Here is a 23559-nt window from a genome sequence, read left to right on the forward strand (position 1 = left end):
TCCATGTTTACTTCCCTGTCTTCGCGTTGCCGGCTGCTCGGCATCGGGGTGCTGGCCGTGGCGCTGGCCGGCTGCGCCGGGTCGACCGGGGGCGCGCGCGCCCAGGGCGCCGCGGCCGCCAATGCCGCCAGCAGCGCCGACTCGCTGGCCCAGACCAGCTGGGAACTGGTGCGCTGGACACGCGCCGGCGGCGCCCTGCGCGACATTCCGCATGGCGACAACGGCGAGCCGATCCGCCTGACCTTCCTGGCGCAGGGCAAGCAGTACCGCGCCGAGGGCTTCTCGGGCTGCAACGAATACAAGGGCACGTACAAATTACAGGCCGGCAAGTTGTCCATCGACGCGCCCGCCTCCACCCGCATGGCCTGCGTGCCGGCCCCGCGCGCCGAGCTGGAAAACGACTACCTGCGCGGCCTGACCACGATCGACACGTTCACGCTGGACAGCGGCGGCGCGCCGCGCCACCTGACCTTCAACCTGCGCGGCGGCGACGTGCTGGAATTCGAGCGTCGCCAGGATCCGCCGACGCCCTGAGCGCGCCGCGCGGGCCAGGTGTTTCAGTCTGTTTGGCGCGCGTAGGCGTCCGCCGCGCCACGCCTACAATGGGCGCTGCCCGAGCCCGCCGGCAAGCGTGCCGGCGGCGGGCCGTTTTTGCTTCTTGCGGGAGAGTTCCATGGCCTTGTCCACTTCCTGGCGCTGGATCGCGCCGTGCGCGCTGGCGTTGACGTTGGCGGCCTGCGCGGCCCCGCCGCGCACCGCGGACGGGCACGACCCGCGCTTCCAGCCGGCCGCGGCCTCGGACGTGCTGGCGCAGACCAGCTGGGACCTGGCGCGCTGGACCCGTCCGGGCGGCGCGCTGCGCTCGATCCCGCACCCATCCTCGGGCTCGCGCCCGCTCACCATCGGCTTCATCCATGACCAGGGCGCCACGCGCGCCACGGGCTTCGCCGGCTGCAACACCTACAGCGCGCCCTACACGGTGGCCAACGGCCAGCTGATCATCCAGTCCAACCCGGTGGCGACGATGATGGCCTGCGCGCCCGTGAGCATGCAGCTCGAGCAGGAATTCCTGGCCTCGCTGACGCGCATCACCGCCACCTCGTTCGACAACACCAACAATCCGCAGCGCATGACCTGGGCGCTCAGCAACGGCGATACGCTCGATTTCGGCCGCCGCACCGACCCGGTCGCCGGCGGCCAGGTGGGGCCGACCAAGCTGGTCTACGTCAATGCCGAACGCGTGCCGTGCAACGCCGGCGCCGGCCGCGCCATGTGCTACCAGGTGCGCGACAGCGCGGCGCAGCCGTGGCAGCTCTGGTATGGCGACATCACCGGCTTCAATTTCCAGCCCGGCATCCGCTACCGCCTGCGGGTGGTGGAGGTCCGCGATCCCAATCCGCCCGCCGACGCCTCGGGGCTGCGCTGGGTGCTGGATACGGTGGTGGAACAGGAAATCGTGCGGCGCTGAGCCGCCGCGCGGCGGGCCGCGCTTGACCCGCGGCAAGCGGGCGGCGCGGCCCAGCGATTACTATTACGGCCTTCGCCGTTCCACGCCCCGCTTTGCCATGTCTTCCGTCGTCAATATCGCCGCCTACAAATTCGTCTCGCTGGACGCGCTGCCCGAGCTGCGCGCGCGGCTGCTGGCCGAGGCCGGCGCGGCCGGCCTGAAGGGCACCATCCTGCTGGCCGGCGAAGGCATCAATCTGTTCCTGGCGGGCGCGGCCGACGGCATCGATGCCTTCCTGCGCGATCTGCGCGGCGACGCCCGCTTCGCCGACCTGGAAGTGAAATTCAGCCACAGCGCGCAGGTGCCGTTCCGCAAGCTGCTGGTGAAGATCAAGCGCGAGATCATCCGCATGGACCACCCGACGATCCGGCCCGAGGCCGGCCGCGCGCCGGGCGTGGATGCCAAGACGCTGGCGCGCTGGCTGGAGCAGGGCGCCGACGACAACGGCCGTCCGGTGGTCATGCTGGACACGCGCAACGCCTTTGAAGTCGACGAGGGCACGTTCCGCGACGCCATCGACTGGCGCATCGACCGCTTCACGCAGTTCCCGGCGGCCGTGCAGGCGCACCGCGCGGAGCTGGAAGGCAAGACCGTGGTCAGCTTCTGCACCGGCGGCATCCGCTGCGAGAAGGCCGCGATCTACATGAACGAGGCCGGCATCGAAAACGTCTATCAGCTCGACGGCGGCATCCTCAAGTATTTCGAGGAAACCGGCGGCCCGGGGTTCGACGGCAAGTGCTTCGTGTTCGACGAACGCATTTCGCTCGACCCGGCGCTGGCGCCGAGCCAGGACTGATCGCGCCCGGGCTGGGGTTGCGCCTTCCGCAGCCGCATCCCCGCCACGATGAAAAAAACCCGCCGATCGGCGGGTTTTTTCATGGCGCGGGAAGCGGATCGGGCGATCAGCGCACGCGCATGCCGGGCTTGGCGCCGGGGAACGGCTCCAGCACGTAGATGCCGGCGTCGACCGCCTCGTCGGCGTGGCTGGCGGCCAGCACCATGCCTTCCGAGACGCCGAACTTCATCTTGCGCGGCGCCAGGTTGGCGACCATGACGGTCAGCTTGCCGATCAGGTCCTCGGGCTTGTAGGCCGACTTGATGCCGGAGAAGACGTTGCGGTGGCGGCCTTCGCCCACGTCCAGCGTCAGGCGCAGCAGCTTGGTCGAGCCTTCGACGTGCTCGCAGTTGACGATCTGCGCGATGCGCAGGTCGACGCGGGCGAAGTCGTCGATCGAGATGGTCTCGGCCAGCGGCTCGCCGCCGGGGATCACGGCGGGGGCGGCGGGCGGCTCGAACAGGTCTTCCAGCATCTGCGGTTCGACGCGCTGCATCAGGTGCTTGAACGGCGCCACGCGCTGCGGCAGCACCGCGGCGTCGGCCCAGGTGAAGTTGGCGTCGGCGGCGAACAGTTCACGCGCGACGCGCTCGGCCAGGGCCGGCAGCACCGGCGCCAGCATCACCGACAGGGCCTTGAAGCCGGCCAGCGAGCGCGAGCAGATGTCCTGCAGCGCGGCCTTCTGGGCGTCGTCGGCGGTGGCGATGCCCTTGGCCAGCACCCACGGCTGGGCCGTGTCGAATGCCTGGTTGATGCGGTCGGCGTAGGCCATGATCTCGCGGATGGCGCGGTTGTACTCGCGCGCCTCGAAGGCGGCGCGGATCGACTCGGCCTGCGCGGCGTATTCGGCCGACAGCGCGGCGGTGTCGCCCGAATAGGCCAGGGCGCCGTCGAAGTGCTTGGTGATGAAGCTGGCGGCGCGGCTGGCGATGTTGACGTACTTGCCGACCAGGTCGCTGTTGACGCGGGCGATGAAGTCCTCGGGGTTGAAGTCCATGTCTTCGACCCGGGCGTTCAGCTTGGCGGCGATGTAGTAGCGCATCCACTCGGCGTTCATGCCGAGTTCCAGGTAGCGCAGCGGCGAGATGCCGGTGCCGCGGCTCTTGGACATCTTTTCACCGCTGACGGTGATGAAGCCATGCACGTTGACCGCGTCCGGCGTCTTGCGGCCGGCGAACTTCAGCATCGCGGGCCAGAACAGCGCGTGGAAGTAGACGATGTCCTTGCCGATGAAGTGGACCTGCTCGGTGTTGCCGGCCGGGTCCAGCAGGGCGTCGAAGTCCAGGCCGCGGACGGCGCAGTACGACTTCAGCGAGGCCAGGTAGCCCACCGGCGCGTCCAGCCAGACGTAGAAGTACTTGCCCGGCGCGTCCGGGATCTCGATGCCGAAATAGGGCGCGTCGCGCGAGATGTCCCAGTCGCCCAGCTTGGCTTCGCCGTCCTCGGCGCCCAGCCATTCGCGGGTCTTGGCCAGCATCTCGGGCTGCAGGTGCTTGCCGCCGTTGGCGTTGCTGCCGGTGGTCCATTGCTGCAGGAATTCGACGCAGCGCGGGTCCGACAGCTTGAAGAAGAAGTGGTCGGACGACTTCAGCACCGGCGTGGCGCCGGTCAGGGCCGAGTACGGGTTGATCAGTTCGGTGGGCGCGTAGACGGCGCCGCAGACCTCGCAGGAATCGCCGTACTGGTCCTTGGCATGGCACTTGGGGCATTCGCCCTTGATGTAGCGGTCGGCCAGGAACATGCCCTTGACCGGGTCGTAGAACTGCTCGACGGAGCGGGTCTCGATCAGGTCCTGCGCCTTGAGCGCGCGGTAGATGTCCTGCGACAGCGCCACGTTTTCGGCCGAGTCGGTGGTGTGCCAGTGGTCGAAACGGATGTGGAAGCCGTTCAGGTACTGCGGGCGCTCGGCGGCGTAGCGCGCCACCAGCGCCTGCGGCGTGATGCCTTCTTTTTCGGCCTTCAGCATGATCGGCGCGCCGTGCGCGTCGTCGGCCCCCACGAAGTGCACCGTGTGGCCCGCCATTCGCATCGAACGAACCCAGATGTCGGCCTGGATGTACTCCATGATGTGGCCGATGTGGAAGGATCCGTTGGCGTAGGGCAGCGCAGTGGTGACAAAGAGGGTGCGAGACATGGTTGTCGGTCGAGGTTGAGGGGAAAAATGGGTTGGCCGGCCATTTTAGGGCAATGGCGGCGATGCGCCCGCGGCGACGGGCGGCGGGCCCTTGAAACGACACAACCCGCCGGTCGCGCACGGGGGCGCCAGGCGGGTTGGGGGACAGCGAGCCGGTCGGTCGGCCGCGAGTGCGCGGCGCGGGCCGCCGCGGGATGCGGCGGGCGCCGGCGAGGCCGCGCTCAGCGGATCTCGCGGGCCTCGACGTCGATCACGTCGCCGCGCGGCTGCGTGGCGAACGGAGCGGTGGCGGACTGGAACGGGCCCGGACGGGCGCCCTGACGCTGGCTCCAGTAGGCGCGCACGCCGAAAGGCTTGCCGCGCACCTTGGCGACCACGTACAGGATCGCCACGGCGATCGCCGTGGACAGCATGAAGACCAGCGCCATCGCCATGCCGATCAAGGCCAGGGCGGCGAATAAGACGGCTCGGAAGAAGCGGATAAGAGTATTGGTCATGAAGGTCGGATGCAAAACGCAGCGAAAGGTTCCCGGTATCCGCTATCCTTTAGGGGATGGCGGGCCGCAGAAGCCGCGCTGCCTACGGAACCATAGTGACATGAGTATAACGATAGAACACATCCGCGCCGCGCTGCGCGCCGCGCAAGACCCGAATACCGGCCTGGACCTGGGCGTATCTGTAAAAGATCGTGACATCCAGATCGACGGCGGCCGCGTCGCCGTGGCGCTGGAACTGGGCTATCCGGCCGATGCCGTCCGCGACCAGGTGCGCGAGATCGCCGTGGCGGCGCTGGCCGCCGCCGGCGCGCCCGGCGCCCAGGTCAGCGTGTCCTGGAAGGTGGCGGCGCACGCCGTGCAGAAGGGCCTCAAGCCGCTGCCCAATGTGCGCAACATTATTGCGGTCGCCTCCGGCAAGGGCGGCGTGGGCAAGAGCACCACGGCCGTGAACCTGGCCCTGGCCCTGGCCGCCGAGGGCGCCAAGGTGGGCCTGCTGGACGCCGACATCTACGGCCCCAGCGTGCCGACCATGCTGGGCATTTGGGGCCGTCCCGAGAGTCTGGACAACAAGAGCATGGAGCCGCTGACCGGCCATGGCCTGCAGGCCAATTCCATCGGCTTCCTGATCGATGCCGATTCGCCCGCCATCTGGCGCGGCCCGATGGTCACGCAGGCGCTCGAACAATTGCTGCGCCAGACCAACTGGCGCGACCTCGACTACCTGATCGTCGACATGCCCCCGGGCACCGGCGACGTGGCCCTGACCCTGGCGCAGAAGGTGCCGGTGGTGGGCGCGGTCATCGTCACCACGCCGCAGGACGTGGCGCTGCTGGACGCCCGCAAGGGCCTGCGCATGTTCCAGAAGGTCGAGGTGCCGATCCTGGGCGTGGTCGAGAACATGGCCATCCACATCTGCTCGCAATGCGGCCACGCCGAACACATCTTCGGCGAAGGCGGCGGCCAGCGCATGGCCCAGCAGTATGAAACTCCGTGGCTCGGCAGCCTGCCGCTGACGCTGGCGATCCGCGAGCAGACCGACGCGGGCACGCCCACCGTGGTGGCGGATCCGGGCAGCGAAGCCGCGGGGCTGTACCGCGCCATCGCCAGGAAGCTGGTGGCCGGCGTCGCGGCGCTGCCCCGGGACATGGCCGGGAAATTCCCGTCCATCGTCGTGCAGCAGCCGACCTGACGCATGCGGTGGACAGCCCGGGCCCTCTTGGCAGGACTTTGCGTAGTAGCGGGCGAGGCCGTGGCCAAGCGCCCGGAAATCATCGTGGACCCCGGCGGCGTGCCGCCGGCGGCGCTGCAGGCGATCACCGAGGCGGTGGGCGCCATCGCGCGCCTGGCTGAAGACCAGGACGGCGGCGAAATCAACCGCCTGCGGCGCCGCGCGCGCGACGCCACCCTGGCCGCGCTGGCCACCCAGGGCTATTTCACCCCCACCGTCACGCTCGAGGCCGGCACCGACATCGGCGGCGAAACCTGGGACATCGGCATCGTGCCGGGCAAGCGCACCACGGTGTCGTCGGTCGACCTGACCTTCACCGGCCGCATCACGCGGCCGGAATACGCGCAGCGCGTGCAGAAGCTGCGCGACGACTGGCTGCTCAAGCCCGGCCAGCCGTTCATCAACGCCGACTGGAACAAGGCCAAGTCCAACCTGCTGGACGAGACCTCAGTGCGCGACTTCATGCTGGCGCGCATGACGGCCTCGGAGGCCGACGTGCAGGCCGACACGGCATCGGCCGCCTTGCGCGTCACCATCGACAGCGGGCCGCAGGTGCGCATGGGCGAACTGAGCACCGACGGCCTGGAGCGGGTGCCGCCCAAGCTCATCACCCGCTACGTGCGCTATTCGCCGGGCTCGCCCTACGACCAGAACCGCCTGGACGAATGGCAGCAGGACCTGCAGTCCACGGCCTTCTTCCGCGGTGCCTTCGTGGCCTTGCGGCAGCCGGGCAGCGACCAGCAGACGACCGAGCCGTTGTCCGACCGGGCCCGCGCGCCGGGCGCGGCCAACGCCGCCGAGGCCGCGCCGGCGGGAGATCCGGTGGTGTCCGGCGCCATGCCGCCGCCGCCGCCCGCCTACGATTCCGATGGCGAAGTGACGCTGCCGGTGCAGGTGCGGGTGGTGGAGGCGCCGCCCAAGCGTTTCTCGGCGTCGATCGGCGTCGACGACGAGGCCGGGGTGCGGCTGGAATCGCTGTACCGCCAGAACGTGGTGTTCGGCCAGCCCGTGACGATGGAATCGGGTTTCAGCGTGGACCGGCTGCAGCAGCGCGTCTACACCGACATCCTGCTGCCGCCGACCGAGCGCGGCTACAAGGATTCCGTCGGGGTGCTGGCGCAGCATTCCGACATCCAGGGCCTGGCGGTAACCCGCTACGCGCTGGGCGCCACTCGCAGCCAGGAACGCAAGGGCGCCGGCGACAGCCGCGTCACCTACGAGACCCGCTGGGGCCTGCTGCTGGCGCACGATGACGTCAAGATCGACGGCGGCGACGAATATTCGCTGCCCACGCTGACCGCCACCGGCGAGTGGCTGCGGCGCGACGTGGACAACAAGTACGACCCGCGCGAGGGCAACCTGATCGCGCTGGGCGGCGGCGTGGGCGTGACGCTGGATACCGGCGAGCCCTACACCCGCGCGCGTTTCCGCGCCCAGAAGTGGTGGCCCATCGGCAAGCTGGACGTGCTGACCGTGCGCGGCGAGGTCGGCCGCGTCTGGGCCAACGGCAACGTGCAGGTGCCGGACGATTTCGGTTTCCGCACCGGCGGCGCGCGCTCGATCCGCGGCTACAAGTACCAGAGCATCGGCCTGAAGCGCGACAAAGCCGTGGTGGGCGCGCCCACGCTGGTGGTCGGCAGCATCGAGTACGACCACTACTTCAATGAACGCTGGGGCATGGGCGTGTTCGTCGACGCGGGCGACGCGGCGCAGTCGTTCGGCGACATGTCGCTGGCGGTCGGCTACGGCGTCGGCGCGCGGGTGCGCACGCCGGCCGGCCCGCTGTTCCTGGACGTGGCCTATGGCCAGCGCGAGCGCGACCTGCGCTTGCATTTCTCGCTGGGGATCGCGTTTTGACGGGGCTGCGCCGATTCCTGCGCCACGTGCTGGTGTGGTGGTTGCCGGGGCTGGCGATGCTGGCCGTGCTGGCGTGCAGCTTCGTGTTCTGGCTGCTGGCCTCGCAGACCGGATCGCGCCTGCTGCTGACCACCGCCGCCCAGCAACTGGACGGCCAGGCGCTGGCGGTGCGCGGTTCGGTCCTGCGCGGGCTGGAGGTCGGCCGGCTCGACCTGAATGTAAGCGGCACCCGCATCGGCATCAGCGACCTGCGCCTGAACGTGAATTGGCGCGCGCTGGGCAACCGGCTGCTGCATGTGCGCGAACTCTCGGCCACGAATGTGGAGATCGGCCTGACCGCCGGCGAGGACGCGCCGGCCGATGACAAGCCCGACGAACCCTTCAGCCTGCCGGCGCTGCCGGTGGACATCGCGGTGGACCGGCTGGCGCTGGGCGAATTCCATCTGCTGCAGGACGGCCAGCCGTTGCCGGTCGAACTGGGCGACCTGAACGCCACGTTCGCCGCGGGCAAGCAGGGCGCGCAGTTGCGCATCGCCAACCTGCGCGTGGGCCACGAGATCGGCCAGGCGCAACTGAGCGGGCAGGCCGAGCTGCAGGGCCTGGCCGACCCCTGGCCATTCGCCGCGCGGCTGGACGTGACGGCGCGCGGGTCGGGCCCGGATTCGCCGCTGTGCCAGGCGGATCAGCTGAGCGGCAAGTTCGCGCCGCCGGTGCAGGCTTCCAAGGCGCCGGACGCGGCCAAGCCCCGGGCCGGCGCGGCCAGGGCCGATGCCGCCAAGGGCAAGGCCGCCGCCAGCGCCAAGGCGCCCGCCGCCGACGCCAAGACGCCGGCCGGGACGTCGCCGGACGCCGCCGCGGACAAGGCCGCCACCGCATTCGTCGGCCCGCCGGCGCCCGCCTGCCAGGTGATCCTGCGCGCGGACGCGGCCGGCTCGCTCGACAGTATCCAGGCCAAGCTGGATGGCGCCGGCGCCGGCCTGGCGCTGGACGTGGTGGCCGACCTGGCGCCGCGCACGCCGCTGGTGCTGCGCAGCGCGCGCGCCGATGCGCGGCTGCCGGACAAATCGACGCTGTCGGCGCGGCTGGACCTGCAGGCGGTGGACGGCCAGCCGGGCCGCGACCGCATCGTCGGCACGCTCGGGGCGCAGCGGCTGGACCTGTCGCCCTGGCTCGGCGACGCGCTGCCGCCGGCCGTGGTCAGCGCCAATGCGCAATTGAGCGCCGAATTCGAGAACCTCAGCCAGCTGCGCCAGGCCGCGATCGACCTGCGCTTCGAAGACGGCGCGCGCTGGAACAAGCAGGTGCTGGCCGGCACGGTCAAGGCGCAGGTGGATATCGCCGCGCCCGCCGCCGCCCCGGCCGCGCCGCCGCCCGCTGACGGCGCCGCCCGCGCGGGGGCCGATGCCGCCACGCCGCCCGCCGCCGCAACCGCCGACCTGCTGGCCGGCCTGCGCATCCACGGCCTGGACGTGGACCTGAAACTGGGCCCGAACCGGGTCCGGGCGCAGGGCGAGATCGGCGGCGCCGACGGCGCGCTGACGCTGGACGCGCAGGCGCCGCAGCTGGACGCGTTCTGGCCCGGCATCCCGGGCGGCGCCGACCTCAAGGGCAAGCTCGGCGGCACCGTTGCCGCCCACAAAGGCGAAATCACGGCCGGCTACAACCCGGCCAAGCCGCGCCCCGGCGTGCTGGGCGAATCACGCGCCCAGGCCACTCTTGCCTTCACCGGGGGCTGGGGCAAGGGCGCGGCGGGCGAGCCCGATGCCGCCCTGACCGGCTGGCGCGGCGCCTTTTCGCGCCTGACCGTCGACAGCGCCGGCTTCACCGTCTCGGTCGACCGGCCGGTGACGCTGTCGTACCTGCCGGCGGCGCTGGCGCCGCAATGGCAGTGGCAGGTGGGCCAGACGGTGATTGGCGTGGCCCTGCCCGGCAAGGAAAAGCTGGCGATCGCCCACAAGGGCTCGCGCGGCGATGCCAAGCGCTGGGAAACCGCCGGCCAGGCCGATAACCTCGTCATCACGGCCGCCATGGCGCGCCAGGTGATCGCCGCCGTCGACCCCGAGGCCGCGGCGAAGATGAGCAAAGGGCCCAAGCGCGTCAACGCCACCGTGGCCGAGAGCCAGCGCCGCATCGCGCTGGACGCGTCCTGGGACCTGAAATTCGACGGCCGGCTGGCCGGCCGCGCCCGCATCGCGCGCCGCGACGGCGATCTGTTGATTCCGGGCGATCCGCCGGTGCCGCTGGGCGTGAAAGCGCTGGTGCTGGACCTGACGGCCACGCCGACCTCGGCCAACGCCAGCCGCCTGGACGCCAAGCTGGACCTGGCCACCGACAAGATGGGCAAGATCGCGGGCAATGGCACGGCGGTGCTGGCGGTCGACGCCAAGGGCGGCATGGCGCTGGATCCGCGCCAGCCGATCCGCGCCAGGCTGGACGCGGACATCACCGACCTGGCCTGGGTCGGCCTGTTCGTCGGCGATTCGATGGAAATCGGCGGCCAGGTCAAGGCCAACCTCGAGGCCCAGGGCACGCTCAATGGCAAATGGAGCGCCAGCGGCGCGATTCGCGGCGACAAGCTGCGGGTGGTGCGCATCGACGACGGCGTGCGCCTGATCGAGGGCAAGCTGTCGGCGCGCCTGGATGGCGACAAGCTGGTGCTGGACAGCCTGCGCTTCCCGGCCTCGCTGCGGGTCATGCCGGCCGAATGGCGCACCAAGGAATGGATCACCACCAATCCCGAGGCCAAGGACGGCTATGCCGAGGCCAAGGGACAGTGGAACCTGATCGACGGCGGCGGCAGCGTGCGCCTGACGCTGTACCGCTTCCCGGCGCTGCAGCGCTCGGACCGCTACGCCATGGTGTCCGGCACCATCGACCTGAACGCCGCGATGCCGCGCATCGACATCGTCGGCGACCTGAAGGCGGACGCCGGCTGGTTCAGCCTGGAGATCCTGCAGGGCGTGCCCTCGCTGGACGACGACGTCAAGGTGCGGCGCGCGGGCGACGATCCCGGCGCCGTGTCGACCCCGTTGCAGACCACCATGAACCTGAAGTTCGACATGGGGCCGCGCTTCTACATCACCGGCATGGGGCTGGACGCCGGCCTGCTGGGGGCGATCCAGATCCTGCTGAACGACGGCCGCCTGACCGGCGTGGGCGCGTTGCGCACCCGCGGCGGCGGCATCGAGGCCTATGGCCAGAAGCTGCGGCTGCGGCGCGGCACGCTGACCTTCCAGGGCCGCCTGGACAATCCGCTGCTGGACATCGAGGCCCTGCGCACCGGCGAACAGGTCGAGGCGGGCGTGAAGGTGGTGGGCACCGCGCAGCGGCCACGCATCGACCTGGTGTCGTACCCGGACGTCAGCGACGTCGAGAAACTGTCGTGGCTGCTGCTGGGCCGGGGGCCGGACGAGAGCGGCAGCGACGCCGCGCTGCTGCTGTCGGTGGGCACGGCGCTGCTGGGCGGCGGCCAGCCGTTCTACAAGCAGTTCGGGCTGGACGACGTCAGCGTGCGCACCGGCAATCTGGGCAGCTCGGGCAGCATCCTGCCGGACCGCACCGTGGCCGGCGACGTCAACCGCGACAGCGACAGCCAGCTGGCGACCCAATTCCTGGTGGCCAGCAAGACGTTCGCCAACGGCATCACGCTGAGCGTCGAGCAGGCGCTGGCGGGCAGCGACACCGTCGGCCGGGCCAGCTACCGGCTGGCGCGCGGCCTGTCGCTGGACCTGAAGGGAGGCTCGGTCAATGGCATCGCGCTGGTCTACCGGACGTTCTTCGGCGATTGACGTGCGTGACGGTTCCGTCCCCGTTCGGGGACGGGTCGGCGCGCTCGGGATAAAATGACGCCCATTCCATTTCCCCAAGCACTCTCGCCACCATGAGCATCAAAAGCGACCGCTGGATCCGCCGCCAGGCCGAAGCCGGCATGATCGAACCCTTCGAAGCGGGGCAGGTCCGCACGGCCAATGGCGGGCGCATCGTCAGCTACGGCACCAGCAGCTACGGCTACGACGTGCGTTGCGCCGACGAATTCAAGATCTTCACGAACATCAACTCCACCATCGTCGATCCCAAGAATTTCGACGAAGGCTCGTTCGTGGACTTCAAGGGCGACGTCTGCATCATCCCGCCCAACTCATTCGCGCTGGCCCGCACGGTGGAATACTTCCGCATTCCGCGCAGCGTGCTGACGATCTGCCTGGGCAAGAGCACCTACGCGCGCTGCGGCATCATCGTCAACGTGACGCCGCTGGAACCCGAATGGGAAGGCCACGTCACGCTGGAGTTCTCGAACACCACGCCGCTGCCGGCCAAGATCTACGCCGGCGAAGGCTGCGCCCAGATGCTGTTCCTGGAAAGCGACGAGGTCTGCGAGACCTCGTACGCCGACCGGGGCGGCAAGTACCAGGGCCAGCGCGGCGTGACCCTGCCGCGCACCTGATCGCCCGCGGTGGGGGCGCCGCCCGGCGCGCCCCGCCTTGCCTCAACGCCCGCCAGGGGCGGCCTGGCGCCCCGGCGCCGGGCGCAGGTATTCGATGTCCCACTCGCTTTCCGACACCTGCACGAAGCCGTGGCGGCGATAGAAGCGGTTCGAGTCGCTGCCGCGCAGCGCGCCCACGCTGACCGGCAGGCCACGGCGGTCGGCATCGAGCAGCAGGCGGCCCAGCACCTGGCCGCCCACCCCCAGCCCTTGCGCCGCGGGCACCACATACAGATGATCCAGCCGCAGGCCGTCGCCGTCGGGACGCAGCGCGTAGAAGCCGACGCGCGCGCCGTCGCGCTCGATGATCCAGGTGTGATCCGGCCGGAAGGTATCGCGCAGGCGGGCGCGGGCCCGCTCGGGGTCGAACCGGCCCAGGCGTTCCAGGCTGTCGCGCATGGCCTCGATGCGGATGGCCAGCAGGGCCTCGAAATCGGCGGGAGCGGCCGGCACGTCGCGTAGCGCGCCCGCCGCCAGCGCGTCGTAGCCCTGGCCCAGGAACCGCAGCAGGCAGATGCCGTGGCCGAACGGATCGCTCAGGTGGGCGATGCGGCCCCAGTCATGCGATACCGGGGGATCCTCCAGCGTCGCGCCCGCCGCCACCGCCCGTTCGACAGCGCTGTCGACGTCGTCGACCACCACATCCAGATGCACCGGCGTCCAATGGCGGGCGTAGTCGCGCGCTTGTCGCGCGGCGCTCGCGGCGGGCGTGCCGGCGGCCTTTTCCAGCAGGTAGATCGGCGCCTGCGCGCCCAGCATTTCCGCGGCCCCGGGACCGAGGCGGCGATGCAGCGCCAGGCCGAAGGCGCGGCTGTAGAAGTCGATGGCCGCCTCGAGATCGGGCACGTCGATGTTGACCAGGATGCGCATGAGGTCTTTCCGCAGAGGGGATCGCAAAACATAGCATGGCGCGCACGCCGCGTTGCAATCGCGCCAGCGGCTTGCGCGGCGCTAAAGAACGCGGGGGCGCGACCGTAAAATGACATATGTGTTTGCCGATTTGGCGACGTCATCTCAGCAAGCGTGAGCAAGGCCTATCCGTGCGTTACCCCCATATCCCCTGGCTGCCCCTGTTGTTCTATCCCGCGCTGCCGGTGATTGCGGCGGTGGGGCTGTTGCTGTGGCGCCAGTGGCCGCCGGCGCTGGCGCTGATCGTGCCGTTCGTGCCATGGGTCATGGCGCTGGTCGGCGCGGCGATCTGCCTGATGTACCAGCGTTCGCAGACGCTGGCGCTGATGCTGGGCGTGCTGACGGCCGTGGCCATCTGGCCGACCCTGGCCAGCGAGGCGCCGTGGGCGCTGGGGCCGGCGCTGGTGTGGTGGTCGCTGGCCTACACCATCAACGCGCTCTGGGCGGAACGCGCCGGCATGCTGTGGGATCTGGCCGCGCGCATCGGCCTGATGGCGGTGGGCGCCGCGGCCATCGCGTTGGCCGGCAAGGACGGCGTGGGGCAGTGGTTCGGCACGCTGGCGGTGCAGGGCACGCTGGCCCGGCTCGGCATCCCGGCCGAGGCGCTGGCGGCGCTGCTGGTGACCGGCCTGACCCTGACCCTGCTGCTGTTGCGTTATGGCCGCCCGCAGCAGGCTGGCCAATGGCTGGGTTTCGTCTGCATGGCCTGGGCGCTGCCGCGCGGCGGCCAGCACGCGATCGAACTGGCCGTGATGGCATCGGCCGCGCTGACATCGCTGTCTATTTCGCTGGCGCACGAGGGCTACCACATGGCCTTCCGCGACGAGCTGACCGGCCTGCCGGGCCGCCGCGCGCTCAACGAACGGCTGCAGCGCATGGGCCGCGTCTACACGTTGGCGATGGCCGACGTCGATCACTTCAAGGCGTTCAACGATACCCATGGCCACGACGTCGGCGACCAGGTGCTGCGCATGGTCGCGGCGCAGCTGCGCCGGGTGCCGGGCGGCGGCTATGCCTACCGCTACGGCGGCGAGGAATTCACGCTGGTGTTTCCGGGCAAGACCGCGATCGAGGCCATGCCGCACCTGGAAACCGTGCGGCGCGCGATCGAGGCCTACCAGATGCGCCTGCGCGACAAGCCGGCGCGGCCCAAGGCGGACCAGGTCGGCTTGCGCCGCCGCGGCGGTCGCGGCCGCAATACCCGGCCGCTGCGGGTCACGGTCAGCATCGGGGTGGCCGAGCGTGGCGAGGCGTTGCGCGCGCCGGACGCGGTCATCAAGGCGGCCGATCAGGCGCTGTACAAGGCCAAGGACGGCGGCCGCAACCAGGTCTGGGCCTACGGTTCGCGACGCCGCGCGGGCGCCGCCTGATCTCGGCGCCGCCCGATGCCGGAGTGTGGTGCGGTTAGTGCAAACAGCCCCTAGCGGCCGGGCAGGGCCAGCGCCATCAGCACTTCGTCGTACAGCTCGCCGTTGACGCACAGGGCCTCGCGTTCGAGGCCGTATTCCTCGAAGCCAAGGCTGGCGTACAGCTGCCGCGCCGCCGCGTTGTTGGCGGTGACGCTCAGCTGCACCGTGCGCACGCCGCGCATGGCGCCGGCATGCTCGATGGCCGCCCGCATCAACTGGCGCGCCAGCCCCCGGCCGCGCCAGCCGGGCGCCACGTAGACGCTCCAGATGTGCGCCTTGTGGCGCATCTTGAGCTTGCGCTGGCGGGTGACGCCGATGATGCCGGCCAGCGCCGCTGCCGAGAACACGCCGAACATCGCGCTGTCGTCCGCCGGGGCGATCCAGCCGCGGATGTCTTCCAGTGTCAGCGTGTGTTCCTCTTCGTAACTCGATCCGAACGCTTCCGGGGTCTCGCGCAGGGCATCCAGGCGCAACTGGCGCAGCCCCTGGGCATCCTGGGGGATCAGACGTCGGACAAGCAGGTCGGATGGGGAATTCACGGGACGGGGCAGTGTTGGGAATAGGGTACGGTCTTGGTGCTGTCGGGCCAGTATAGGCGTGCGGGCTGCCTATAATGGGGCAACGCCGCTTGCGGTTTTCACAAAGGAGCCAATGATGTTCGGTTTCCTCAAGATAAACCATGAGGCCGAGCGCGACGAGGTCCAGGAAGAGTTCGTGGCCCGCGTGGCTCACGCCGCCGAGGATTTCGTCCAGGCCGCCGGTTCCGCCGGAGCCGGGCTCGACTACACACCGTCGAGCGTCCATGCGCTGGAAGATGCGCTCGAAGCCGCGCATGTGGGCACCTTGCCCCTGACTCCCATGCAGACCGTCGGCGCCGCCGCCTACCTCTACGAGGTGGCCCGGCGCGCCCATGGCGGCCTGTACGAGGTCTGCGACGACGAGGACCCGGTGGTGCTGGTCTGCGGCGAGCCCGACGCCGAGGTCTGCTTCGGCGCCATCGCCAAGGTCGAGCGGCGCATCCGCTACGGCGCCGCCGAGGCCATCCCGCCGTACTTCGAGCGCTTCATCGCGGCCCTGGACGCGGGCGAGGCCCGCACCCTGAGGTAGGTCCGCGCGCCTCGCGCGGGGGCCTGGCCGGCGTCCTGCCGGCCGCCCCGCGGGCGCCGCTCGCGGACTCGTTGCAACGGTCTTCGGGAAAACCATAGGGTCTGGAGAAAAACGGCCCTACAATTCGGCCATTCCCGCCGCCGGCGGGGACCTCGCGCCCGCCTGTCATCAGACGGTTTTTCACTAGAAGTACACTCGCGTCCGCCAACACGGTCCGATTCGCCTTGCCCCCAGGAGCGCCTGCATGAAATTCCGCTTCCCCATCTTCATCATCGACGAGGACTACCGTTCCGAGAACGCGTCCGGTCTGGGTATCCGTGCTTTGTCTTCGGCGATCGAGGCCGAGGGCGTCGAGGTGATCGGGGTGACCAGTTACGGCGACCTGAGTTCGTTCGCCCAGCAGCAGAGCCGTGCCAGCGCCTTCATCCTGTCGATCGACGATGAAGAGTTCGACGTGGATTCGCCCGAGGACGTGGCCAGCGCGATCAAGAACCTGCGCACCTTCATCGGCGAACTGCGCTTTCGCAACGCCGACATTCCCATCTACCTGTATGGCGAGACGCGCACCTCGGAACACATTCCGAACGACATCCTGCGCGAACTGCACGGCTTCATCCACATGTTCGAGGACACCCCCGAATTCGTGGCGCGCCACATCATCCGCGAAGCCCGCAGCTACGTCGACAGCCTGCCGCCGCCGTTCTTCCGCGAGCTGGTCAAGTACGCGCAGGACGGCTCCTATTCCTGGCACTGCCCCGGCCACTCGGGCGGGGTGGCGTTCCTGAAGAGCCCGGTGGGCCAGATGTTCCACCAGTTCTTCGGCGAGAACATGCTGCGCGCCGACGTCTGCAACGCCGTCGACGAACTGGGCCAGCTGCTGGACCACACCGGCCCCGTGGCCGAATCGGAACTGAACGCGGCGCGCATCTTCCACGCCGACCACTGCTATTTCGTGACCAACGGCACCTCGACCTCGAACAAGGTGGTGTGGCACGCCAACGTCGCCGCCGGCGACGTCGTGGTGGTGGACCGCAACTGCCACAAGTCGATCCTGCACGCCATCACCATGACGGGCGCGATCCCGGTGTTCCTGCGCCCGACGCGCAACCACCTGGGCATCATCGGCCCGATCCCGCTGGAAGAGTTCCACCCGGACAACATCCGCAAGAAGATCGAGGCCAACCCGTTCGCGCGCGAAGCGGTGAACAAGAACCCGCGCATCCTGACGCTGACGCAGAGCACCTACGACGGCGTGATCTACAACGTCGAGATGATCAAGGAGCAGCTGGGCAGCTATGTCGACACGCTGCACTTCGATGAAGCCTGGCTGCCGCACGCCTCGTTCCACGAGTTCTACCAGGACATGCACGCCATCGGCCAGGACCGTCCGCGCAGCAAGGACGCGATGGTGTTCGCCACCCACTCCACGCACAAGCTGCTGGCCGGCATCTCGCAGGCCTCGCAGATCATCGTGCAGGAGTCCGAGACCCGCAAGCTCGACCGCAACGTCTTCAACGAAGCCTACCTGATGCACACGTCGACCTCGCCGCAGTACGCGATCATCGCGTCGTGCGACGTGGCCGCGGCCATGATGGAGCCCCCGGGCGGCACCGCGCTGGTCGAGGAAAGCATCCGCGAAGCCATGGACTTCCGCCGCGCCATGCGCAAGGTGGAGTCCGAGTTCGGCAAGAACGACTGGTGGTTCAAGGTCTGGGGCCCGAACCGCCTGGTGTCCGAAGGCATCGGCAACCGCGATGAATGGGTCCTGGAGTCCAACGAGCACTGGCACGGCTTCGGCGACCTGGCCGAAGGCTTCAACATGCTGGACCCGATCAAGGCCACGGTCATCACGCCGGGGCTGGACATGTCGGGCAGCTTCGGCGAAACCGGCATCCCCGCCGCGCTGGTCTCCAAGTACCTGACCGAGCACGGCGTGGTGGTCGAGAAGACCGGCCTGTATTCGTTCTTCATCCTGTTCACCATCGGCATCACCAAGGGCCGCTGGAACACGCTGCTGACCGCGCTGCAGCAGTTCAAGGACGACTACGACCGCAACCAGCCGCTGTGGCGCATCCTGCCGGACTTCTGCCGTGGCCATCGCCGCTACGAGCGCATGGGCCTGCGCGACCTGTGCCAGCAGATCCACGAGGCCTACCGCGAGCGCGACGTGGCCCGCCTGACCACCGAGATGTACCTGAGCGACATGGTGCCGGCGCTCAAGCCGTCCGACGCCTTCGCCCGCATGGCGCACCGCGAGGTCGAGCGTGTCGACATCGACCAGCTGGAAGGCCGCGTCACCGGCGTGCTGCTGACGCCGTACCCTCCGGGCATCCCGCTGCTGATCCCGGGCGAGCGCTTCAACCGCACCATCGTCCAGTACCTGCAGTTCGCGCGTGAGTTCAACGAGCGCTTCCCGGGCTTCGAGACCTACATCCACGGCCTGGCCGACGAAGTGGGTCCGGACGGCGAGAAGCGTTACTACGTTGACTGCCTGATCGAAGACTGATCGGGTCCGGAGTCTTGATGTTCGATGTCGCCGTTCTCGGCGCCGGCGCCGCTGGCATGATGTGTGCCGCGGTCGCCGGCCAGCGCGGCCTGCGCGTGGTGCTGGTCGATCACGCCGAGCGGCTGGCCGAGAAGATCCGCATCTCGGGCGGCGGCCGCTGCAACTTCACCAACCTCGGCGCCGGTCCCGCCAACTTCCTGTCCGACAATCCGCATTTCTGCCGGTCGGCGTTGGCGGGCTACACGCCGCAGGACTTCCTGGCGCTGCTCAAGCGCCACCGCATCGCCTGGCACGAGAAGCACCGCGGCCAGCTGTTCTGCGACGATTCCAGCGAATCCATCATCGAGATGCTGCGCGCCGAATGCGACGCCGGCGGGGTGCAATGGCGCATGGGCTGCCAGGTGGCCGAGGTAGCCCATGGCGAGGCCGGCTTCGAGCTGCGCACCAGCCAGGGCGCGATCCGCGCGGCCAAGCTGGTGGTGGCCACGGGCGGCATGGCGATCCCGCAGCTGGGCGCGACCGACTTCGGCCTGAAGCTGGCGCGCCAGTTTGGCCTGAAGGTGGTCGAGCCGCGGCCGGCGCTGGTGCCGCTGACCTTCGACGCCGCGCACTGGCAGCCGTTGTCGGAACTGTCCGGCGTGGCGCTGGAGGTCAACCTGGCCACGGGGCAGGGCAAGGCGCGCGGCGAGTTCCTCGAGGACCTGCTGTTCACCCATCGCGGCCTGTCGGGCCCGGCCATCCTGCAGATCTCCAGCTTCTGGAAACCGGGCGAGCCGATCGTCATCGACCTGGCGCCGGGGCGCGACCTGGCCGCCGAACTGCTGGCCGCCAAGTCCGGCAACCGGCAGCAATTGCACACGGTGCTGGCCGGCCTGTGGCCCAAGCGCCTGGCCGACCGCTGGCTGCAGCTGGCGGAGCAGGGCGGCAAGCCGGGCCTGGCGGCGCTGCGCCTGGCCGACGCGCCCGACAAGACCCTGCGCGCCCTGGCGCAGGACATCCACCAGTGGACGCTGGTGCCCAGCGGCACCGCCGGCTACAAGAAGGCCGAGGTCATGCGCGGCGGCGTCGACACCCGCGGCCTGGACCAGAAGTCGATGCAGGCCAAGACCACCCCCGGCCTGTACTTCATCGGCGAGGCCGTGGACGTCACCGGCTGGCTCGGCGGCTACAACTTCCAGTGGGCCTGGGCCTCGGGCGTCGCCTGCGGCAACGCGCTCTAGGCGCTCCAGCCGCATTCTCCGGGCGCGCCGCCCGCTTCGTCCCACGCGTTTCCCGCCCATCGGCGCGGGCACGCTTCGTGCTGCCCGCCAAGGGCCTGCGCGGCTCATAGCCTGGCTGCATGACAGGCATTGCAACGTTATCGTTGTGATATCAAATAAAAATACCTATCATTTGTATTTCTAAAAATCAGACGCTTGTCATCACCGGCAGCGTCGCCCGACGGAGACCGCCTTGGCCTACACCTTGCCGCCCCTGCCTTACGCCTACGACGCGCTCGAGCCGAACATCGACGCCCTGACGATGGAGATCCACCACAGCAAGCACCACCAGACCTACGTCAACAACCTGAACGCCGCGCTGGACGGCGCCGGCATCGCCACCGACGAGCCGGTCGACGCCCTGGTGGCGCGCATCGACCAACTGCCCGAGGCCATCCGCGGCGCGGTGCGCAACAACGGCGGCGGCCACGCCAACCACAGCCTGTTCTGGTCGGTGATGTCGCCGCAGGGCGGCGGCGAGCCCGACGGCGCCCTGGCCCGCGCCATCGACGCCGAACTGGGCGGCCACGCGGCCTTCCGCGAAGCCTTCACCAAGGCGGCGCTGACGCGCTTCGGCAGCGGCTGGGCCTGGCTCAGCGTCACGCCGGCCGGCAAGCTGCTGGTGGAAAGCAGCGCCAACCAAGACAGCCCGCTGATGCAGGGCAACACGCCGATCCTGGGGCTGGACGTGTGGGAGCACGCCTACTATCTGAAGTACCAGAACCGCCGGCCGGAATACATCGGCGCCTTCTACAATGTGATCGATTGGCCCGAGGTGGCGCGCCGCTACGCCGCCGCCGTGGGCTGAGCCGGCATTGCGCGGGGGCAGCGGTCCATGAACACTTTCAGCCGTCATCGCATCCGGCCCGCGGCCATCAGCGTCAGTGTCTGGACGCTGGCGGTGCTGGTCGCCTGCCTGGGCCTGCACCAGATGTGGGTCTATTTCAACGAGCACGCGCCGCACGTGGCCGACGCGCTGCTGGGCGGCATGGTGGCGGCCGGCGCCACCGCCGCCGGCACGCTGCCGGTGCTGTTCGCGCGCACCATCCCGCAGAAGATGCAGGACAGCATGTTCGGCTTCGGCGCCGGCGTGATGCTGGCGGCCAGCGCCTTTTCGCTGGTGGCGCCGGGCATCGCGGCGGCCGAGGCCCAGGGCGCCGGCCCGTGGGGCGCGGGCCTGACGGTGGGCGCCGCCATCCTGCTGGGCGCGGCGGTACTGCTGCTGATGGACCGGCTGCTGCCGCACGAGCACTTCATCAAGGGCCGCGAGGGCATCGAGGCGCACCGCCTGCGCCGCACCTGGCTGTTCGTCTTCGCGATCACGCTGCACAACCTGCCCGAGGGCCTGGCCATCGGCGTGGGCTACGCCGGCAACGATCCGGTGCGCGGCACGGCGTTGGCCACCGGCATCGCCATCCAGGACATTCCCGAGGGGCTGGTGGTGGCCGTGGCCTTGATCGCCGCCGGCTACAAGCGCGCGTTCGCGGTGGCGCTGGGCATGCTGTCGGGCCTGGTCGAGCCGGTCGGCGCGGTGCTGGGCGCGGCGGTGGTGGGCTGGTCGGCGGCGCTGCTGCCGTGGGGGCTGGGTTTCGCCGCCGGGGCGATGCTGTTCGTGATCAGCCACGAGATCATCCCGGAATCGCACCGCAAGGGGCACGAGGTCTACGCCACCTGCGGGCTGATGCTGGGCTTCGTGCTGATGATGCTGCTGGACACCGCGCTGGGCTGAGCGGCCGTCGCGCGGGGGGCGGGCCCGCGGCCTCGGATCGAGGCCGCGTATCAAGGCCGTGGATCAACAACGGAACGGCGTTTCGCGGTATGCTTTCGGCGCTGTCACGCATGTTGCGGGAGAGAGCGGCCGTCCGCGGCCGCCGCCGAAGGCGCAATTCGCCCAGAATCGCTCAGGTATCCCATACCGCGCATGTTTGCCCTGTCCCGGTTTTTACCGCGCGGACGCGGCAAAGCAGCACTCTGGAGAGACCTGGCGCCGCTGCCCAAACAGGGACATAGCGCGCAGCCCAGGCGCCGAAGGTGCAAACCCGCCACGCGGGGCAACTCTCAGGCAAAAGGACAGAGGGGCGGAAAATTCAGCCGTTGCGCGGGCGTTTCCTGTCCGCCGGCGGCATTCCGTAACCCTGGCACCGCTGCCGCTCCGGAGTACCCGCGCATGTCCGCAACCCTCAAACGCACCCCGCTGGCCGACGAACACATCGCCTCCGGCGCCCGCATGGTCGATTTCGGCGGCTGGGACATGCCCCTGGCCTACGGCTCGCAACTGGAAGAACACCACGCGGTGCGCCAGGACGCCGGCATGTTCGACGTTTCGCACATGCTCAACGCCGACGTCACCGGCCCCGATGCCTTTGCCTTCCTGCAGCGCCTGGTGGCCAATGACGTGGCCAAGCTGACCGTGCCCGGCAAGGCGCTCTACACCTGCATGCTGAACCCGCAGGGCGGCGTCATCGACGACCTGATCGTCTACTTCTTCGCCGCCGATGAATGGCGCGTGGTGGTCAATGCCGGCACGGCCGACAAGGACATGGCCTGGATGCAGCGCGTCAAGCAGGCCGGCAAGTTCGACGTCGCCATCACGCCGCGCCGTGACCTGGCCATGATCGCCGTGCAGGGCCCCAATGCCCGCGCCAAGGTCTGGGCCGCGCGTCCGGCCTGGCAGGCCGCCAGCGAGCCGCTGACCCCGTTCGTGGCCGCCCGCGTCGGCGACGACACCCTGGTGGCGCGCACCGGCTACACCGGCGAAGACGGTTTCGAGATCGTGCTGCCTGCCACCGAGGCGGTGCAACTGTGGCGCGACCTGGCGGCCCAGGGCGTGCGCCCGGCGGGCCTGGGCGCGCGCGACACGCTGCGCCTGGAAGCCGGCATGAACCTGTACGGCCAGGACATGGACGAACTGACCCAGCCCGGCGAAGCCGCGCTGACCTGGACGGTGTCCCTGAAAAACCCCGAGCGCCGCTTCATCGGCCGCGACGCGCTGGAGCAGTTCGCCACGCCCGCCACCTTCATCGGCCTGAAACTGCAGGAGCGCGGCGTGATGCGCGCCCACATGGCGGTGCGCACCCCGCACGGCGTGGGCGAGCTGACCAGCGGCACCATGTCGCCGACGCTGGGCGTCTCGATCGGTTTCGCGCGCCTGCCGCAAGGCGTGGCCGCGGGCGACACGGTCGAGGTCGACATCCGCGGCAAGTGGGTGCCCGCCCTGGTCTGCAAACTGCCGTTTGTCCGTAACGGCAAAGCCGTCGAACACTCGTAAACTCGAAGCTTCGCGCCGCTGGCCGGCCCCTCGGGGCAGGGCCGTCGGCGCGAGGCGCGCAACACCATTTCCTTATCCGAATCCCCCAGGAGTTCCCATGAGTCTGCCCACCGATCGCAAGTACACCGAGTCCCATGAATGGGTCAAAGCCGAAGGCGACGTGTTCGTCGTCGGCATCACCGATACCGCCCAGGACCAGCTGGGTGACCTGGTCTTCGTCGGCGACGTCAAGGTCGGCGCCAAGCTGAACGCGGGCGAGACCGCCGGCGTGGTCGAGTCGGTCAAGGCCGCCTCCGACATCTACGCGCCCGTGGCCGGCGAGATCGTTGCCTTCAACGACGAGCTGGAAAGCAACCCCAACCTGATCAACGAATCGGCCTTCACCGCCTGGATCTTCAAGATCAAGCCGGTCAACGCCGCCGATGCCGACAAGCTGCTGGACGCGGCCGGCTACGAAGCCGTCGCCAACGGCTAAGCCCGTCAGGGCGGGCGCGGCGCTGGCGCCGCCGCCCGTCCATGCATCACCGTCCGTCCCTCCGACGACACCGCCATCTCGAGAT

Annotated in this window: 19 protein-coding genes and 2 riboswitches; of the genes, 15 read left to right on the forward strand and 4 right to left on the reverse strand. The window is 69.6% G+C overall.

The features are described from left to right. The first annotated feature begins 3 nt into the window (after positions 1-3). From AC1HFW_RS24640 to AC1HFW_RS24650, 3 genes are all read left to right on the forward strand, one after another. A complete protein-coding gene (locus AC1HFW_RS24640; RefSeq protein ID WP_006391438.1) occupies positions 4-534 on the forward strand; it encodes an META domain-containing protein in 531 nt (176 codons plus the stop codon). Positions 535-673: 139 nt separating this feature from the next. Beyond that, positions 674-1468 carry an META and DUF4377 domain-containing protein gene (locus tag AC1HFW_RS24645; protein ID WP_035359566.1) on the forward strand — a complete coding sequence of 265 codons (795 nt, stop codon included), beginning with the start codon at positions 674-676 and terminating at the stop codon, positions 1466-1468. 97 nt (positions 1469-1565) lie between these two features. Beyond that, positions 1566-2303, forward strand: a complete 738-nt coding sequence (locus AC1HFW_RS24650; RefSeq protein ID WP_479285453.1) for a sulfurtransferase — start codon at positions 1566-1568, stop codon at positions 2301-2303. A gap of 106 nt (positions 2304-2409) precedes the next feature. Here the strand turns inward: AC1HFW_RS24650 and metG are convergent, their stop codons facing one another. Together metG and AC1HFW_RS24660 are read right to left on the reverse strand one after the other, a co-directional pair. After that, positions 2410-4476: a methionine--tRNA ligase gene (gene metG, locus AC1HFW_RS24655; protein ID WP_479285454.1), complete on the reverse strand. Its 2067-nt coding sequence runs from the start codon at positions 4474-4476 to the stop codon at positions 2410-2412. A gap of 221 nt (positions 4477-4697) precedes the next feature. Then, entirely contained in the window at positions 4698-4973 is a 276-nt protein-coding gene (locus AC1HFW_RS24660; RefSeq protein ID WP_006226181.1) for a hypothetical protein, read from the reverse strand. A gap of 100 nt (positions 4974-5073) precedes the next feature. Between AC1HFW_RS24660 and apbC the strand changes: the two genes are divergently transcribed. The 4 genes from apbC to dcd all read left to right on the forward strand — a co-directional run bounded on the left by apbC (position 5074) and on the right by dcd (position 12502). Then, positions 5074-6162, forward strand: a complete 1089-nt coding sequence (gene apbC, locus AC1HFW_RS24665) for an iron-sulfur cluster carrier protein ApbC (protein ID WP_479285455.1) — start codon at positions 5074-5076, stop codon at positions 6160-6162. Between the two features lie 3 nt (positions 6163-6165). Beyond that, positions 6166-8058, forward strand: coding sequence for an autotransporter assembly complex protein TamA (locus AC1HFW_RS24670; protein ID WP_035359564.1), 1893 nt, complete (start codon positions 6166-6168; stop codon positions 8056-8058). Then, positions 8055-11846 carry a translocation/assembly module TamB domain-containing protein gene (locus tag AC1HFW_RS24675; RefSeq protein WP_479285456.1) on the forward strand — a complete coding sequence of 1264 codons (3792 nt, stop codon included), beginning with the start codon at positions 8055-8057 and terminating at the stop codon, positions 11844-11846. Before AC1HFW_RS24670 ends, AC1HFW_RS24675 begins: the two co-directional genes overlap by 4 nt. A gap of 92 nt (positions 11847-11938) precedes the next feature. After that, positions 11939-12502, forward strand: a complete 564-nt coding sequence (gene dcd, locus AC1HFW_RS24680) for a dCTP deaminase (RefSeq protein WP_006226186.1) — start codon at positions 11939-11941, stop codon at positions 12500-12502. A gap of 42 nt (positions 12503-12544) precedes the next feature. Here dcd and AC1HFW_RS24685 read toward each other — a convergent pair whose 3' ends face one another. Then, entirely contained in the window at positions 12545-13411 is an 867-nt protein-coding gene (locus AC1HFW_RS24685; protein WP_006391429.1) for a GNAT family N-acetyltransferase, read from the reverse strand. 170 nt (positions 13412-13581) lie between these two features. On the opposite strand from AC1HFW_RS24685, the gene AC1HFW_RS24690 reads away from it, so the two are divergent. Then, positions 13582-14820: a GGDEF domain-containing protein gene (locus tag AC1HFW_RS24690; RefSeq protein ID WP_035359560.1), complete on the forward strand. Its 1239-nt coding sequence runs from the start codon at positions 13582-13584 to the stop codon at positions 14818-14820. 50 nt (positions 14821-14870) lie between these two features. Here AC1HFW_RS24690 and AC1HFW_RS24695 read toward each other — a convergent pair whose 3' ends face one another. Then, positions 14871-15398, reverse strand: coding sequence for a GNAT family N-acetyltransferase (locus AC1HFW_RS24695; RefSeq protein ID WP_428993843.1), 528 nt, complete (start codon positions 15396-15398; stop codon positions 14871-14873). Between the two features lie 115 nt (positions 15399-15513). On the opposite strand from AC1HFW_RS24695, the gene AC1HFW_RS24700 reads away from it, so the two are divergent. From AC1HFW_RS24700 to gcvH, 7 genes are all read left to right on the forward strand, one after another. Then, entirely contained in the window at positions 15514-15966 is a 453-nt protein-coding gene (locus AC1HFW_RS24700; protein WP_035359558.1) for a hypothetical protein, read from the forward strand. 244 nt (positions 15967-16210) lie between these two features. Then, a complete protein-coding gene (locus AC1HFW_RS24705) occupies positions 16211-18472 on the forward strand; it encodes an arginine/lysine/ornithine decarboxylase (protein WP_006391425.1) in 2262 nt (753 codons plus the stop codon). A 17-nt stretch (positions 18473-18489) separates the two neighbouring features. Beyond that, positions 18490-19692 carry a BaiN/RdsA family NAD(P)/FAD-dependent oxidoreductase gene (locus AC1HFW_RS24710; RefSeq protein WP_241069239.1) on the forward strand — a complete coding sequence of 401 codons (1203 nt, stop codon included), beginning with the start codon at positions 18490-18492 and terminating at the stop codon, positions 19690-19692. Positions 19693-19924: 232 nt separating this feature from the next. Then, on the forward strand, positions 19925-20539 hold the full coding sequence (locus AC1HFW_RS24715) for a superoxide dismutase (RefSeq protein ID WP_479285457.1): 615 nt from the start codon (positions 19925-19927) through the stop codon (positions 20537-20539). Between the two features lie 27 nt (positions 20540-20566). Then, positions 20567-21460: a ZIP family metal transporter gene (locus tag AC1HFW_RS24720; RefSeq protein WP_479285458.1), complete on the forward strand. Its 894-nt coding sequence runs from the start codon at positions 20567-20569 to the stop codon at positions 21458-21460. A gap of 106 nt (positions 21461-21566) precedes the next feature. Continuing rightward, positions 21567-21659: riboswitch (glycine riboswitch) on the forward strand. Between the two features lie 33 nt (positions 21660-21692). Next, positions 21693-21815, forward strand: a riboswitch (glycine riboswitch). Positions 21816-21898: 83 nt separating this feature from the next. Then, positions 21899-22999, forward strand: a complete 1101-nt coding sequence (gcvT, locus tag AC1HFW_RS24725) for a glycine cleavage system aminomethyltransferase GcvT (RefSeq protein WP_061073271.1) — start codon at positions 21899-21901, stop codon at positions 22997-22999. Positions 23000-23096: 97 nt separating this feature from the next. Next, entirely contained in the window at positions 23097-23474 is a 378-nt protein-coding gene (gene gcvH / locus AC1HFW_RS24730) for a glycine cleavage system protein GcvH (protein WP_006385867.1), read from the forward strand. Positions 23475-23559: the final 85 nt, after the last annotated feature.

The organism is Achromobacter sp. ISS7, from assembly GCF_056523125.1.